Origin of the sequence: Chromobacterium sp. Panama (genome assembly GCF_003052555.1) — a bacterium.
GTDB lineage: Bacteria > Pseudomonadota > Gammaproteobacteria > Burkholderiales > Chromobacteriaceae > Chromobacterium.
The window spans coordinates 630,155-645,129 of the sequence record NZ_QARX01000001.1; the positions used below are offsets into that span (position 1 = coordinate 630,155).

12 protein-coding genes are annotated in these 14,975 nt (G+C 62.7%); 2 read left to right on the forward strand and 10 right to left on the reverse strand.

Annotation, left to right across the window (positions count from 1 at the left end; genetic code table 11):
• Positions 1 to 75: 75 nt before the first annotated feature.
• From DB032_RS02990 to ccoN, 8 genes are all read right to left on the reverse strand, one after another.
• Positions 76 to 1,452 carry a peptide MFS transporter gene (locus tag DB032_RS02990; protein ID WP_107798187.1) on the reverse strand — a complete coding sequence of 459 codons (1,377 nt, stop codon included), beginning with the start codon at positions 1,450 to 1,452 and terminating at the stop codon, positions 76 to 78.
• A gap of 446 nt (positions 1,453 to 1,898) precedes the next feature.
• On the reverse strand, positions 1,899 to 2,318 hold the full coding sequence (locus tag DB032_RS02995) for a YbaY family lipoprotein (RefSeq protein ID WP_227106993.1): 420 nt from the start codon (positions 2,316 to 2,318) through the stop codon (positions 1,899 to 1,901).
• Positions 2,318 to 2,845: a FixH family protein gene (locus DB032_RS03000; RefSeq protein ID WP_107798188.1), complete on the reverse strand. Its 528-nt coding sequence runs from the start codon at positions 2,843 to 2,845 to the stop codon at positions 2,318 to 2,320. The genes DB032_RS02995 and DB032_RS03000 overlap by 1 nt, the downstream gene beginning before the upstream one ends.
• A 3-nt stretch (positions 2,846 to 2,848) precedes the next feature.
• Complete coding sequence (gene ccoG / locus DB032_RS03005; protein ID WP_107798189.1) at positions 2,849 to 4,300, reverse strand: cytochrome c oxidase accessory protein CcoG; 1,452 nt, start codon at positions 4,298 to 4,300, stop codon at positions 2,849 to 2,851.
• A gap of 154 nt (positions 4,301 to 4,454) precedes the next feature.
• A complete protein-coding gene (gene ccoP, locus DB032_RS03010) occupies positions 4,455 to 5,372 on the reverse strand; it encodes a cytochrome-c oxidase, cbb3-type subunit III (protein ID WP_019102683.1) in 918 nt (305 codons plus the stop codon).
• Positions 5,369 to 5,560 (reverse strand): cbb3-type cytochrome c oxidase subunit 3, encoded by a 192-nt coding sequence (locus DB032_RS03015; protein ID WP_048410958.1) that lies wholly within the window; start codon positions 5,558 to 5,560, stop codon positions 5,369 to 5,371. Before DB032_RS03015 ends, ccoP begins: the two co-directional genes overlap by 4 nt.
• 3 nt (positions 5,561 to 5,563) lie before the next feature.
• Positions 5,564 to 6,178 (reverse strand): cytochrome-c oxidase, cbb3-type subunit II, encoded by a 615-nt coding sequence (gene ccoO, locus DB032_RS03020; RefSeq protein ID WP_019102681.1) that lies wholly within the window; start codon positions 6,176 to 6,178, stop codon positions 5,564 to 5,566.
• A 16-nt stretch (positions 6,179 to 6,194) separates the two neighbouring features.
• Positions 6,195 to 7,619, reverse strand: a complete 1,425-nt coding sequence (gene ccoN, locus DB032_RS03025; protein ID WP_107798190.1) for a cytochrome-c oxidase, cbb3-type subunit I — start codon at positions 7,617 to 7,619, stop codon at positions 6,195 to 6,197.
• Between the two features lie 472 nt (positions 7,620 to 8,091).
• Between ccoN and DB032_RS03030 the strand changes: the two genes are divergently transcribed.
• Both DB032_RS03030 and pepN read left to right on the forward strand, forming a co-directional pair.
• The gene (locus DB032_RS03030) at positions 8,092 to 9,870 is read left to right on the forward strand and encodes a M61 family metallopeptidase (protein WP_107798191.1); all 1,779 of its coding nucleotides are present in this window, start codon (positions 8,092 to 8,094) and stop codon (positions 9,868 to 9,870) included.
• 82 nt (positions 9,871 to 9,952) lie between these two features.
• The gene (gene pepN / locus DB032_RS03035; protein WP_107798192.1) at positions 9,953 to 12,577 is read left to right on the forward strand and encodes an aminopeptidase N; all 2,625 of its coding nucleotides are present in this window, start codon (positions 9,953 to 9,955) and stop codon (positions 12,575 to 12,577) included.
• Positions 12,578 to 12,657: 80 nt separating this feature from the next.
• On the opposite strand, the gene DB032_RS03040 is transcribed toward pepN, so the two are convergent.
• Positions 12,658 to 13,089, reverse strand: coding sequence for an Hsp20/alpha crystallin family protein (locus DB032_RS03040; RefSeq protein WP_107798193.1), 432 nt, complete (start codon positions 13,087 to 13,089; stop codon positions 12,658 to 12,660).
• A 117-nt stretch (positions 13,090 to 13,206) separates the two neighbouring features.
• Entirely contained in the window at positions 13,207 to 14,877 is a 1,671-nt protein-coding gene (locus DB032_RS03045) for an SgrR family transcriptional regulator (protein WP_107798194.1), read from the reverse strand.
• Between the last annotated feature and the right edge of the window lie 98 nt (positions 14,878 to 14,975).

The window sequence follows — 14,975 nt, forward strand, 5'->3', positions numbered from 1 at the left end:
GACGGCGCAAAAAAAGCCGGCGTCCGCCGGCTGCTTGCGGGGCCGGGCTGGGCGCCCGGCCGTCGACGCTTGGCCTTATTGCAGGCCGTGCATCATTTTCTTCAGTTTGTAGGACAGCGCGAACAGCACCAGCGAGCTGACGCCGGCCATGGCCACGAACAGCATGAAGAAGTCGTGCAGATTGCTGATGGCGTAGCCGAGGAAGTGCGGCACCGGCTTGCTCGGGTCCGGGTACAGTTCAGACAGGGTGCCGGCGAACTTGTTGGCGGCGGCGTTGGACAGGAACCAGATGCCCATCATCAGACCGGTGAAGCGGGCCGGGGACAGTTTCACCACCAGGGACAGGCCAATCGGGGACAGGCACAGTTCGCCGAAGGTGTGCAGCACGTACAGGCTGACCAGCCACAGCATGCTGACCTTGACGCCCGGTTCCAGGCCTTCCACGCCGAAGGCGATCACCAGATAGCCCAGCGCCAGGAAGAACAGGCCCAGCGCCATTTTCACCGGGGAGTTAGGCTCGCGGTTGTTGTGGCCCAGCTTGGTCCAGATGAGGGCGAAGATGGGCGCGAAGATCACCACCGAAATCGGGTTGATGGACTGGAAGTAGGAGGCCGGCACGGTGAAGCCGAGCAGGTTGCGGTTGGTCTGCTCTTCGGCGAAGAAGGTCAGCGAGGCGCCGGCTTGCTCAAAGGCGGACCAGAAGAAGATCACGAAGGCGGACACGATCAGGATCACCGCCAGGCGCTCTTTCTCTATGCGGGTCAGCGGGGCGTGAACCACTTTTTCGCCGCTGTCGTGGTGGCGCTTGGGCGCCATGCCGATGGGTTTGCCTTCCGGGGTCACCAGGTATTTGTTCTTGAACAGCGAGAACACGACCAGGCTCAGCAGCATGCCGAAGCCGGCGGCCATGAAGCCCCATTTGAAGTCGGCCGGGTGGCCGGTGTCGCCCAGGGTGCCGCAGACCAGCGGCGCGATCAGCGAGCCGGCGTTGATGCCCATGTAGAAGATGGTGAAGGCGGAGTCGACGCGCTTGTCGCCCTCAGGGTAGAGCTGGCCCACCATCGAGGAAATGTTCGGCTTGAACAGGCCGTTGCCGGCAATCAGCATGCCCAGGCCGCCGTACAGCAGCCAGGAGGCGCTTTGCACATTGCTGTCGTGCAGCGATCCGGAGAAGAACAGCATGAACTGGCCAATGGCCATCAGCACGCCGCCCACCAGGATGGAACGGCGGTTGCCCCAGTAGCGGTCGGCGATATAACCGCCGATCAGCGGAGTCAGGTAGACCAGGCCGGTATAAGTGCCGTAGATGTCGGCGGCGTGAGCCTTGTCGAACATCAGAGCCTTGATCATGAACAGCACGAAAATGGCGCGCATGCCGTAATAGCTGAAGCGCTCCCACATTTCGGTCACAAAAAGCAGATAGAGCCCTTTGGGATGCGAAGTGGTCGACATAGATTATTTCCTTGTGTGACTTGAGTGACACCACTTGAACGAGCAAGATCGAGTGAGGTGTTGTTGTAGTTTTTACTTGCCTTGGATTTTGTAGGCAATTTTTGATAATAACTAGGAAATGTTTGGATGTGAAAATTTTTTAATATTTGTTGCCATACAATCAGTGTTTATAGAGTAAATGCGTCACTAACTGTCTTTATTTGTCATATTTATTTGTAAGCAAAATGACATGGGTGCTGTGAGGCTTCACATTCGGGCTATTGTCGAAAATCCCGGCGGGAGAAGGGCTTAAGCGTGTTTGCGGCGCTGCCGGCCTTGGAGGGGAGGCTGAGGGCTGGGCTCGCCGGCGCTGAGGCAAAACAGCAACACTTGATCGGGCGCCGGCGGCGGCGGACAAAGAAAAAGCCCTGCGGGAAGCAGGGCCGGGAGGCGGAGCGCTTCGGCGTTTAATTGCCGCCGACGGTGTCCAGCCTCAGCTGCGGGTGTTCGTCGGCGCCGGCGCGCAGCACCTCGGTCTGGCGGCTGCTGTTGTAGCGCAGTTCGCCGTCAACGAAGATCTGTCCTTCCACCACGTAGCGGCCGTCGGGTTTGATCGCCTGCTTGTCGTAGCACAGGGAGAAGTCCGCCGGGATGCTGCGCGGCTTTTCCAGGATTTGCTCGGCCAGCAGCTGGGGCGGCGCGTCCTGGCGGCTTTGATCCAGCAGGCGAACCTTGACCAGCACGTCCTTGGCCTGGGACAGCGTCGCGCTCTGCTGCGGCGCGATATTGCCGGTCAGGTAGGCGGGCACGAAGCCGCCGGCGTGGGCGGCGCTCATGGCCAGGCCCAGAGTCAGCGCGCACAGGGCGCGGAACCATCGCGTCATCATCAGTCCGCCGGCTCCAGGTTGGGGTGGCCCAGCGAGACGGTCTGGCCTTCAGCCGGCTTCCACTCGCCCTGCAGCCGCCATTGCTTGGCCTGGTCTTCCAGCAGGATGTACCAGTGGTTGGCCTTGACCGGAACCGTCGGCAGCGTGGCCTGGTAGAGATTGGGGCCGGCTTGGCGCATATCCACCTGTTGGTCGAAGTCGTCCTGAGCCGGGTGCACCATGCGCATGGTGATGGTGGCGGGCAGCGCCACCTTGCTGGTGGTGATCAGCCGCAGCGTGCGCTGATCCGAGCCCACCATCAGCTGCGCGCTCAGGCCCATATTGAAGGCTTGCTTGTCGCGGCGCAGTTCCATATTGATGGCCTTGCCCTTTTTGTAATAGTCGTCGGTGACCAGGCCGTCGTCGGTGCGGATCGCGGTGGCGAGGAACATCACGCCGACGATGACGGAAATCAGCGGCAGGCCGAACAGAATCCAGGGCCAGGGCTCGCGGTACCAGGGGCGCGGAGCAGGGTGGGTGTGCTGCATGTATTACTCTCCGATGAAGCTGGACTTCTCTTCCACTTGCAGGGAAGGGTTGTTGATGGACTCGATCAGGAAGCGGATCTCGTGGCTGCCCTTGGTCGCGTACTGCGGATCGGCCTGGACGTGGACGGTGACGTCGGTGTTGCCGGTGGCCGCGACGGCGATGTCCTTGCGGTCGGCCTGCACTTTCAGGCCGGGCAAGCCCGATGCTGTGATCCTGAAATGCTGATTCTGTTCCGTAGTATTGATAATTTTAATGATATAGGTGTTTTCCAGCCAGCCGGCATCGGTTTCGCGCACCAGCGAGGCGCGGTCGCGCAGCACGTCCACCTTGAAGGGCTTGCGCATCAGCATGGAGCCGATGGAGGTGGCGATGACGACGCTGAGCACCAGCGTATACAGTATCACGCGCGGGCGCTTGAGCCGGGAGGCGATGGCCTTTTCCGGGTATTTGCCTTCCAGCGCGTTTTCCGTGGTGTAACGGATCAGGCCGCGCGGATAGGCCATTTTATCCATCACCTCGTCGCAGGCGTCGATGCAGGCCGCGCAGCCTATGCACTCGTATTGCAGGCCGTTGCGGATGTCTATGCCCACCGGGCAGACTTGAACGCAGATGCTGCAGTTGATGCAGGCGCCCAGACCCTGTTCCTTCGGGTCGCTGCCTTTCTTGCGCGCGCCGCGCGGCTCGCCGCGCTTTTCGTCATAGGAAATGATCAGAGTGTCGGCGTCGAACATCACGCTCTGGAAGCGCGCGTACGGGCACATGTATTTGCAGACCTGCTCGCGCATGAAGTTGGCCAGCAGATAGGTGAAGCCGGCGTAGAAGAACATCCAGAACGCTTCCCAGGGTCCGTAGTCGAAGCGCGGCGCGGCGGCCACCAGATCGCGGATCGGCGTGAAGTAGCCCACCAGGGTGAAGCCGGTCCACAGCGAGAACAGGATCATCAAGGCGTGCTTGGTGAATTTGAGACGGAATTTGCGCAAGCTCATCGGCGACTTGTCCAGCTTGATGCGCTTGTTGCGGTCGCCTTCCACCCATTGCTCTATCCACAGCATGATTTCGGTGTAGACCGTCTGCGGACAGGAATAACCGCACCACAGCCGGCCGGCGATGGTGGTCCAGGTGAACAGGGCGAAGGCGCAGCACATCAGCAGCGCGGCCAGATAGACGAAGTCCTGCGGCCAGATGGTGAGGCCGAACAGGTGGAATTTGCGTTCGATCAGGTCGAAATGCAGCGCCTGGCGTCCGTTCCAGCTCAGCCAGGGCAGGCCGAGGAAGACCAGCTGGGTGCCTATGACGAAGAGCACGCGCAGATTGTTGAACAGGCCTTTGACGGCGCGCGGATAGATCTTGGTATGCGACTCGTACAGAGAAACGGTCTCGGTGGCGTCGGGCTGCTGGCCGGCCTGGCGCGGCGGTTCGACCTTGATCGGAATTTCCTTGAGCGAATCGGACATGGGCGTTTCCTTCTCTGCGGATTTGGCCAAAGCCATGCGCGGCATGGACTTGGCGAAATGCGCGGCTGCGTCGGAGCGGAGATGTTATATGAAATCATATAACATCCTCGCGAAAGAATACTGCCCGCGTGAGCGGGCAGTTGGTCGGCACCGGTTATTGCGGCGCTTTGGGGTTGTTGGACAAGCCCCAGACGTAAGCGGTCAACAGATGCACCTTGCCTTCACCCAGGAAGTCTTTCCAGGCCGGCATCTGGTTGTTGCGGCCGTTGGTGATGGTTTCGATGATGGTTTTCTCGCTGCCGCCGTACAGCCAGTTGTTGTCGGTCAGATTGGGCGCGCCCAGCTGCGGGTTGCCCTTGCCGTCCGCGCCGTGGCAGGCGATACAGACCGTGGCGAAGGTTTCCTTGCCGCGCACCGCGCGCTCCGCGTCATGCTTGCGCTTGGACAGGGAGAGCACGTAGTTGGCCACGTCCTTGACCTTTTCCTCGCCGAACGCCGCGCCCCAGGCCGGCATCTGGCCGTGACGGCCTTCGGAGATGGTGGTGTGGATGGTCTTGATGTCGCCGCCCCACAGCCACTTGTTGTCGGTCAGGTTGGGGAAGCCCTTGGCGCCGCGGGCGTCGGAACCGTGGCACTGCACGCAGTAGGTCTGGAACAGGCGCTTGCCCATTTCCTGAGCCTTGGGATCCGCGGCCACGGCCTTGACGTCCTGCTTCAGGAACTGGTCGTACAGCGGCTGATACTTGGCCTCCGCCTGCGCGCGTTCCTTCTTGTACTGGTCTACCGAGGTCCAGCCGAACACGCCTTTCCAGGTGCCGAGGCCGGGATACAGGATCAGATAGACCACGGCGAAGGCCAGGGTCACGTAGAACATCAGCATCCACCAGCGCGGCAGCGGGTGGTTGTACTCGGAGAGGTCGCCGTCCCACACGTGGCCGGTGATCTCCACCTGTTCGCCCTTTTGCACCTTGATCTTGGATTGCGAAAACACCAGATAGGTCAGCCAGACGAGGCCGCCCAGCACGATCGCGGTGATCCAGATGTTCCAGAATTCGCTCACGAAATCACTCATTTTCTTGCTCCGTTGGAAGCTTGGTCTTGTTCCGCTTCCTGCACCTTGTCGTCGTCGAGGAAGGGCAGGTTGGCCGCGTCCTCATACCGGTTCTTGGAGCGCTTGCTGTAGGCGATGCCCAGCACCACGATGAAGAATGCAAAGCACACTACCGTGAACAGCGAGCGTCCGATGGTTACCCAGTCCATGGCTTAACGAACGTTCTTCAAGGCAAGGCCCAGGCCTTGCAGGTAAGCGACCAGCACGTCCATTTCCGACTTGCCCTCCACCTGGGCCTTGGCCTCGGCGATGTCCTTGTCGGTATAGGGAACGCCCACCAGGCGCAGCGCCTTCATCTTGGTCGGCACAATGTCGGCGTCGGCCAGATTCTTGGCCAGCCACGGGAAGGCCGGCATATTGGACTCGGGAACCACGTCGCGCGGGTTGATCAGGTGCACGCGGTGCCATTCGTCGGAGTAACGGGCGCCCACGCGGGCCAGGTCCGGACCGGTGCGCTTGGAGCCCCACAGGAAGGGGTGGTCGTACACCGATTCGCCGGCCACGGAGTAGTGGCCGTAGCGCTCGGTTTCAGCGCGGAACGGACGGATCATCTGCGTGTGGCAGGTATGGCAGCCTTCGCGGATGTAGATGTCGCGGCCGGCCAGCTGCACGGCGGTGTAGGGCTTGACGCCGGCCACCGGCTGAGTGGTCGATTTCTGGAAGGCCAGCGGCAGAATTTCCACCAGACCGGCCACGCTGACGACCAGCAGGGTGAACACGATCAGATAGCCGACGTGTTCTTCGATCAGTTTTTGTATCTTATCCATGATGTTTCCTTGCGCCTCAATGAGCGTGGGCGGTGATGGCCGGGATCTTGGCGTCTACGGCACGGCCCGCGGTTACGGTGCGGAAGGTGTTGTAGGCCATCAGGAACATGCCGAGCAGGTACAGGAAGCCGCCGAGCAGACGCACGAAGTGGTACGGATAGGTGGCCTTGACCGCCTCTACGAAGGCGTAGGTCAGGGTGCCGTCCGGGTTCAGCGCGCGCCACATCAGGCCCTGGGTCACGCCGGAGATCCACAGTGCGGCGATGTACAGCACCACGCCGACGGTGGCGAGCCAGAAATGGGCTTCAACCAGCTTCAGGCTGAACATGGATTCGCGGCCGAACAGGCGCGGAATCAGATAGTACATGGAACCGATGGTGATGAAGCCCACCCAGCCCAGCGCGCCGGAGTGCACGTGGCCGATGGTCCAGTCGGTGTAGTGGGACAAGGCGTTGACGGTCTTGATCGACATCATCGGGCCTTCGAAGGTGGACATGCCGTAGAAGGACAGCGAAACCACCAGGAATTTCAACACCGGATCGGTGCGCAGCTTATGCCAGGCGCCGGACAGCGTCATGATGCCGTTGATCATGCCGCCCCAGCTCGGAGCCAGCAGCACCAGGGAGAACACCATGCCTACGGACTGGGTCCAGTCAGGCAGGCTGGTGTAATGCAGGTGGTGAGGACCGGCCCACATATAGGTGAAGATCAGCGCCCAGAAGTGCACCACGGACAGGCGGTAGGAGTAAACCGGACGGCCAGCCTGTTTCGGGATGAAGTAGTACATCATGCCCAGGAAGGCGGCGGTCAGGAAGAAGCCCACGGCGTTGTGGCCGTACCACCATTGCACCATGGCGTCCACGGCGCCGGAGTAGGCGGAGTAGGATTTCCACAGCGACACCGGCACGAAGGCGGAGTTGACGATGTGCAGCAGGGCCACGGCCAGGATGAAGGCGCCGTAGAACCAGTTGGCCACGTAGATGTGCTTGACCTTGCGGATGGCGATGGTGCCGAAGAAAACGATGGCGTAAACAACCCAGATCACCGCGATCAGCAGTTTGATCGGCCATTCCAGCTCGGCGTATTCCTTGCTGGTGGTCAGGCCCAGCGGCAAGGTGATGGCGGCCAGCACGATCACCAGCTGCCAGCCCCAGAAGGTGAAGGCGGCGAGCTTGTCGGAGATCAGCCGGACGTTACAGGTACGCTGCACCACGTAATAGGAGGTGGCGAACAGGCCGCAACCGCCAAAGGCGAAGATGACCGCATTGGTGTGCAGAGGACGCAGGCGGCCAAAGTGGAACCAGGGGCCGAAGTTCAATTCGGGCCAGACCAGTTGGGCCGCAATGATGACGCCCACCAACATGCCGACAATGCCCCACACGACGGTCATGATGGCAAATTGGCGCACCACCTTATAGTTATAAGTGGATTGCGTTTCCATTTAGGGTTTTCTCCAAGGTTGCTAACTCAGAACGTGACATATCTAATCGGCGGCTTGAAGTCCGGGAAACTGTCCCCATCTGTACCGATGTGACTGTATCCAGACGATGCCGCAGGGAAAACGACTTTTATTAAAATCAAGCGCTTGACCCAGATCGCAGCGGTACTGATGTCTGTATTAGCAGTTCATCCCGTATTGCGACAGCGCAATTTCCCCATTTAGTTAACCCGGCATTCTAAATCAATTACCCATATCGGGCCAGTTTGGACGGCCGGGGGATGTCGCTTTCCCATTTGTCTTTATTTATGTCTCAAGCGAGCGTGACAGTTCTTGCAAATACTGTTGCTACTGACCGAGATTGTATTGTCTGGCGGCCCAGCCTTCTTGACCTGGATCAAGATGTCATAAAACGCAGCGTTTACCCGCGGCAAGTGCTAAAATCAGAAGGTTTTGCAACGATTGCAGGCAGATCATGACCGTTTCCGTCCGCTACACCCTATGTCCGAGCGCCCCGGAGGCGCATCTTTTCGAGGTCGTCCTGACCGTTTCCCGGCCCGCCAAGAATGGCCAGATTTTCTCATTGCCGGCGTGGATTCCCGGCAGTTACATGATCCGGGAGTTCTCCAAACATATTGTGGAAATTCGCGCGGAATCCGCGGGAAAAGCGGTGCGGCTGGTCCAGCTGACAAAAAACAGTTGGCAAGCCGCGCCAGTCAAGGGCTCGTTGGTTCTACGCTATAAAGTTTATGCGTTTGATCTGTCGGTGCGCGGCGCTTATCTGGACGCGCAGCGCGGCTTCTATAACGGCAGCAGCGTGTTCCTGGCGGCGGACGGCTACGAGAACGAGGCTTGCGAGGTGGAGATCCTGCCGCCGGAAGGCAAGGCCTACGCCGATTGGAAGGTGGCGACCAGCTTGCCGGAGCGCGGCGCGGACAAGAAAACCGGCTTCGGCGGCTATCAGGCCGCCTCTTACGACGAGTTGATCGACCACCCGGTGGAACTGGGCGCTTTCGAACGCGTCAGCTTCAAAGCCTGCGGCGTGCCGCACGAATTCGTCGTCTCCGGCCGCTTCCGCGCCGACCTCAAGCGCCTGGCGCGCGACGCCAAGAAAATCTGCGAATACCAGATCAAGCTGTTCGGCGAGCCGGCGCCCTTCGAGCGCTACGTATTCATGCTTTTCGTCGGCAAGGACATCTACGGCGGCCTGGAGCATCGCGCCTCCACCGCGCTGGTGGCCAACCGCGACGACTTGCCGCAGCAGGGCGTAGAGGAGATCGGCGACGGCTATCTGAAGCTGCTGGGCCTGATCAGCCACGAATATTTCCACAGCTGGAACGTCAAGCGGATGAAGCCGGCGGCGTTCACGCCCTACGATCTGAACCAGGAAGGCTATACCCGTCTGCTGTGGGCCTTCGAGGGCATCACCTCCTATTACGACGACTTGAGCCTGGTGCGTTGCGGCCTGATAGACGAGAAGCGCTATCTGGGCCTGCTGGCGGAAACCATCAGCGGCGTCGAGCGCGGCGCCGGCCGCTTGAAGCAGACGCTGGAGCAATCCAGCTTCGAAGCGTGGACCAAGTACTACCGGCAAGACGAAAACAGCCCCAACAGCATCGTCAGCTATTACACCAAGGGCGCGCTGGCCGCGCTGGCGCTGGACCTGACCATACGCCGCGACAGCCAGGGCCGTCAGTCGCTGGACGACGTGATGCGCGCGCTGTGGCGCAAATGGCTGGACGATGGCAAGGGCCTGGGCGAGGACGAGTGGGAAAGCCAGGCGCAGGCCGTCACCGGCCTGGACCTCAAGGCCTTTTTCGATCGCGCGCTGCGCGGCGTTGAGTCCCTGCCGCTGGCCGAACTGTTGGCGGCCCAGGGCGTGGAGCTGCGCTTCGAGCCGGCGGTCAACGCCGGCGACCGCGGCGGCCTGGCGTTGAGCGGCAAGCCTGCGCCGGCCAGCCTGGGGATCAAGGCCGTGGCCGAGGCCCAGGGCGTGCGCGTGCTCAATGTCTACGACGGCGGCGCGGCGCAAGGCGCCGGCCTGTCCGGCGGCGACGTGATCGTGGCCATAGACAAGCTCAAGGCCGTTGACCTGGACAAGGCGCTGGCGCGCTACCAGCCCGGCGATAAGCTGAAACTGCACTGGTTCCGCCGCGACGAACTGATCAGCGCGCAAGTGGAATTGCAAGCCGCTCCTGCCGACGCCTGCCGCCTGCTGTTGCAGGACGGCGGCGCGCAGTGGCTGCGCCGCTAATATTCATCGGGTCGGCGCCGCTGCCCGGCGTCGTCCCCCTCCAGCCAAGACCGGCGCAGCCGGCATCGAAGGAGACGTAGACATGGCTCAACAGCCGCAAGTCAAGTACCGCAACGACTACGCAGCCCCCGCTTTTCTGATCGACCGCGTCGATCTGAGCTTCGACATCGAAGACGACGCCACCCGCGTGCACGCGCGCCTGGTGGTGACCCGCAACGACAAGGCCGCGCGCCAGGACGATCTGGTGCTGGACGGCAGCGCCGCATTGGTGGCGGTGACGCTGGACGGCGAACGCCTGGGCGAAGGCGGCTACGCGCTGGCCAACGATCAACTGACCGTGCGCGGCGTGCCGGACAGCTTCATCCTGGAAGTGGAAACCGAGATCGATCCGGCGGCCAACACCAGTCTGATGGGCTTGTACGCGTCCAACGGCAATCTGTTCACCCAATGCGAGCCGGAAGGCTTCCGCAAAATCACCTATTATCTGGACCGTCCCGACGTGATGGCCAAGTTCACCACCACCATCATGGCGGACAAGCACAAATTCCCGGTGCTGCTCTCCAACGGCAACAAGGTGGGCGAGGGCATGGTGGACAAGAAGCGCCACTGGGTGAAGTGGGTGGACCCGTACAAGAAGCCGTCTTATCTGTTCGCCTTGGTGGCCGGCAAGCTGACGGCGCTGAAGGACAAGTTCGTCACCATGCGCGGCCGCGAAGTGGCGCTGGAGATCTGGACCGAACCGGCCGATCAGGACAAGACCCAGCACGCGATGGAGTCCCTGAAGCACTCGATGAAGTGGGACGAGCAGCGCTTCAGCCTGGAATACGATCTGGACATCTATATGATCGTCGCCGTCGGCGACTTCAATATGGGCGCGATGGAGAACAAGGGCCTCAACGTCTTCAACACCAAGTACGTGCTGGCGCGCAAGGACACCGCCACCGACGCCGACTTCCAGGGCGTGGAGCGGGTGATCGGCCATGAATACTTCCACAACTGGACCGGCAACCGCGTCACCTGCCGCGACTGGTTCCAGCTGTCGCTGAAGGAAGGCCTGACCGTGTTCCGCGACCAGGAGTTCGGCGCCGACATGAGCAGCCGCGCGGTCAAGCGCATCGAGGACGTCAAGGGCCTGCGCGCTCATCAGTTCCCGGAGGACGCGGGCCCCACCTCCCATCCCATCCGCCCGGACAGCTATATCGAGATGAATAATTTCTACACCATGACGGTGTATGAAAAAGGCGCGGAAGTGGTGCGCATGTATCACACCTTGCTGGGCGAAGCCGGCTTCCGCAAGGGCATGGACCTGTATTTCAAACGCCATGACGGCCAGGCGGTGACCTGCGACGACTTCCGCGCGGCGATGGCCGACGCCAACGACGTGGACCTGGGTCAGTTCGGCCTGTGGTACAGCCAGGCCGGCACCCCGGTGCTCAGCGTCAGCGGCCGTTACGACAGCGTGGCGCGCAGCTACACCCTGAACGTGCGCCAATCCTGCCCGGCCACCCCGGGCCAGGAGCAGAAGCAGCCCTTCCACATTCCGCTGGCCCTGGGTCTGGTGGGCGCGGACGGCGCCGACCTGCCGCTGCGGCTGGAGGGCGAGGCCGAGGCGCAGGGCGGCACCCGGGTGCTGGACGTCAAGGCGGCGGAGCAGAGCTTCACCTTCGTCGACGTGCCGGCCGAGCCGGTGCCTTCGCTGCTGCGCGGCTTCTCCGCGCCGGTGAAGCTGGATTTCGATTGGCGCGACGACCAACTGGCTTTCCTGATGGCCAACGACAGCGACAGCTTCAGCCGCTGGGAGGCCGGCCAGACCTTGGCCGAGCGCCTGTTCAAGCAGCTGTTGACGACGCTGGCCGCCGGCGGCGAGCCGAAGTTGCCGGAAACCTTCGTCGCCGCCTTCCGCGCGGTGCTCAAGGACCATGTCGCCGATCCGGCGTTCAAGGCCTTGATGCTGGCTCTGCCTTCCGAGGCGGAAATCCTGGAGATGGTGGAGGCGGCCAACCCGGCGAGCATCCATCAGGTGCGCGATTTCGTGCTGGACGAGCTGGCGCAGGCGCTGCGCGGCGAGTGGCGCGAGGCGTACGAGCTGAGCCAGACCCGCGATTACAAGCCGCAGGACGCCGGCAAGCGCGATCTGAAGAACCGCGCGCTGGCCATGCTGAACCGCCTGGACGACGCCTGGCCGGCGGAGGCCGCCTCCAAGCAGTGCCAGGAGGCGGACAATATGACCGACCAGATGGGCGCGATGCTGGCCTTGCGCGATCGCGACGGCGCCGAGCGCGACGATTGCTTCACCGCCTTCGCCGCCCGCTGGCAGGGCGACGCGCTGGTGATGGACAAGTTCTTCATGCTGGTGGCCAGCAGCCAGCTGCCGGGCACGCTGGAGCACGTGCAAGCGGCGATGCAGCATCCGGCCTTCACCTTGAAGAACCCCAATAAGGCGCGCGCGCTGATCGGCAGCTTCGGCGCCAATATGGCCTTGTTCCACGCCGCCGACGGCAGCGGCTATCGCTTCCTCGCCGATCAGGTGCTGGCGCTGGACGCGATCAATCCGCAGGTGGCCAGCCGCATCGTCAACGCCTTCCGCCGGCTGAAGAAGCTGGAGCCGGCGCGTCAGGCGCTGATGCGCGAGCAATTGCAGCGCCTGGCCGGGCAAACGCTGTCCAAGGACGTGTACGAGATCGTGTCCAAGATTTTGGAAGCCTGAGCCGTCTCGCGCCGCTCAAAACAAAGCCCCGGTTTCAAACCGGGGCTTTTTTCATGGCGGCTTGGGTTGCCCGGCGCGGCTTATTCTACGCGCAGCCGTTGCCCGCCCTGTCCGCCTTGTTTCTTCGGCAGCGTCAGGCTGAGCACGCCATTTTCATACTTGGCGCTGGCCGCGTTGCGTTCGATCTCGGCCGGCAGCTGGAAGCTGCGCGACACCGCGCCGTAAAACCGCTCGGTGCGCAGCAGGCGTTCGTCCTTGCGCTCGCTGTCCGTCTGGCGCACTTCCGCCTTGATGGTGACCAGCGGGCCGTCCACTTCCACATGGATATCCTCCTTGCCGACGCCGGGGATTTCCGCGTGAACGGTGAACTGGGTTTCGGATTCCCTCACGTCGATCTTGATCTGGCTGGGCAGGGGATCGCCGTGCAGCGGCTTGATGAAAAAGCCGGGGCTGAAGTCGCGGAACAGTTCGTCAAACAGGCTAACATTGCCGCGGGAAGGCAGGATGTTCATCTTACTCTCCTTTTAGATCAATGGATTAGATGTAAAACGGGCCCTGTTGTCGATATAGGGACGCCGCGCGGATTCTCAAGCCCCGGCGCGGACGGAATGTGGCGGGACGCGCGCGTATCAGTCCGATTGGACAGGTCTCAGCCATAGGCCGGCGAAATCGGTCCAGCCGTTTTCGCTCATTTGCAGGCCGGCCAGTTGCGGGCTGGCTTGATGGCCCTGGCGCTCATGCGATAGCGGCAGCACCCAGCCCTCGGCGCACAGCCAGTCGCCGATGGCGGCGTAACCGGCCATCCGCTGTTGGGTGTCCGGCTGGCGCTGGATGTCCCGCAATTGCGCGTTCAGCCGCGCCTGCGCCGCCGCGCCCAGGCCGCGCTGCAACGGTTGCCGGGTGCCCAGCCATTCGTGGCAGCTGTAGTCGCGATCGTCGTGCAAGACCTCGCTGCACAACATCAGATCGGCCTGCCGCCACCAGTCCTGATCGTGAAAAAAGGCGCGCCGGCTGAGGGCGTGGATCTCCAGGTCGATGGACAGGGCGGCCAGGCGCTGGCGGATGGCGGCGGCCAGCGGCGGAAAGCAGGGCAGGTCGTAATGGAACAGGCGCAGGCGGGCGCGGTCCAGCCGGGGGCGGCGCTCGGCCCGCGGCAAGGGGTGGCGCCAGCCCGGCAGCAGGCCGGCGGCCGGCGTCTGCAGAACGTCGTTGACCTGGACCAGCGCGGGCTCGGCCAGCCAGCGCATCAGCGGAGCGCGCTCGCTGTCCGGCAAGGCCGGGTTCAGCAGCAAATAGGTGCAGGCCGATTGCAGCGTGCCGTTGGCGTCGTCGTTGGCGTAATCCAGGCGCAGGTGGAAGTCCTGGCCGTCGTCGCCGGAGGGAATGAACCACAGCTCGATCTCGTCCAGCAGCGCCCGCTCGCGGTAATGGGCGGCGAAGGCGGCCAGGCTCAGCCGCTGCTCGCTGTGGCGCAGCGCCCGGAATGGACCGCTGCCCACCGGTAGGCGTTCGAAGTCGGCGCCGCGCCGCAAGGGGACGATGGAGCTGTTGGCGGTGGCCAGCCGCTGCGGCCATAGAAAATCTCCGTCGTCCAAGCGACAGCTGAAGGACAGCGGATCGTGGACCTCGACCGCGCTCAGGTGGCGGTATTGCCGCTGATAAGGATTGTCGGATTCGCGCAGTCGCAGCAGGCTGGCGGCCGCGGCGTCGGCCTGCAAGGGCGAGCCGTCGTGGAATTGCAGGCCGGGGCGCAGCCAGAAGCGCCAGCGCCTGGCCGCGGCGTCGCTTTCCCAGTGATGGGCCAGGCCGCCCTGCAGGCTTTGCAGCGCGCGGTCGAAACGGCATAGCCGGTCGAATATCTGCCGGACCAGATGGGATTCCAGCCGGCCGCTGACGGTGACCGGGTCCAGGCTCAGCGGCGCATGCGGTATCGGGATGCGCAGGCAGCGGCCTTGCGCGGCGCTGCCCAGGTATTGCGGCAGCGCGCTCAGCAATTGTTCGCGCCGCTGCGGCGGCAATTGGGCGAAGGCCTGCTCCAGCTTGCCGTCGCGCAGCAAGCGCTGCAGACGCTGCCATTCCAGCTGTTCCGGCGGGCAGAGCAGGCTTAGCCGCGATTTGCGGCCGCGCCCCCGGCCCGGCTCCCAGGCCAGCCAGCCGCGCTCGCGCATCTTGGCCAGCTGCAGCCGGGCGTTGCGCTCGCTGCAGTCCCACAGCGCGCACAGCTCGGCCAGCCCCGGCTGGGCGGGCTGCCGGCCGGCGTAGGCCTGGTGCAGCGCCTGATATTGTCGTTCCAGCTTCATGCTCGTTTCCGGTTGAGGACTAGGCTAAAAGCGGAAGCAATTTGTTTGGTTCGCATCCATTTTTACATTCCGCTTTTAGCAGGATACTGGGGGCACTT

Coding starts and splice junctions, on each gene's coding strand:
- DB032_RS03000 (WP_107798188.1), bottom strand. CDS start 2,845: ATGCAGCACACCCACCCTGCTCCGCGCCCCTGGTACCGCGAGCCCTGG.
- ccoN (WP_107798190.1), bottom strand. CDS start 7,619: ATGGAAACGCAATCCACTTATAACTATAAGGTGGTGCGCCAATTTGCC.
- ccoP (WP_019102683.1), bottom strand. CDS start 5,372: ATGAGTGATTTCGTGAGCGAATTCTGGAACATCTGGATCACCGCGATC.
- DB032_RS03045 (WP_107798194.1), bottom strand. CDS start 14,877: ATGAAGCTGGAACGACAATATCAGGCGCTGCACCAGGCCTACGCCGGC.
- ccoO (WP_019102681.1), bottom strand. CDS start 6,178: ATGGATAAGATACAAAAACTGATCGAAGAACACGTCGGCTATCTGATC.
- pepN (WP_107798192.1), top strand. CDS start 9,953: ATGGCTCAACAGCCGCAAGTCAAGTACCGCAACGACTACGCAGCCCCC.
- DB032_RS03015 (WP_048410958.1), bottom strand. CDS start 5,560: ATGGACTGGGTAACCATCGGACGCTCGCTGTTCACGGTAGTGTGCTTT.
- DB032_RS02995 (WP_227106993.1), bottom strand. CDS start 2,318: ATGATGACGCGATGGTTCCGCGCCCTGTGCGCGCTGACTCTGGGCCTG.
- DB032_RS03030 (WP_107798191.1), top strand. CDS start 8,092: ATGACCGTTTCCGTCCGCTACACCCTATGTCCGAGCGCCCCGGAGGCG.
- ccoG (WP_107798189.1), bottom strand. CDS start 4,300: ATGTCCGATTCGCTCAAGGAAATTCCGATCAAGGTCGAACCGCCGCGC.
- DB032_RS03040 (WP_107798193.1), bottom strand. CDS start 13,089: ATGAACATCCTGCCTTCCCGCGGCAATGTTAGCCTGTTTGACGAACTG.
- DB032_RS02990 (WP_107798187.1), bottom strand. CDS start 1,452: ATGTCGACCACTTCGCATCCCAAAGGGCTCTATCTGCTTTTTGTGACC.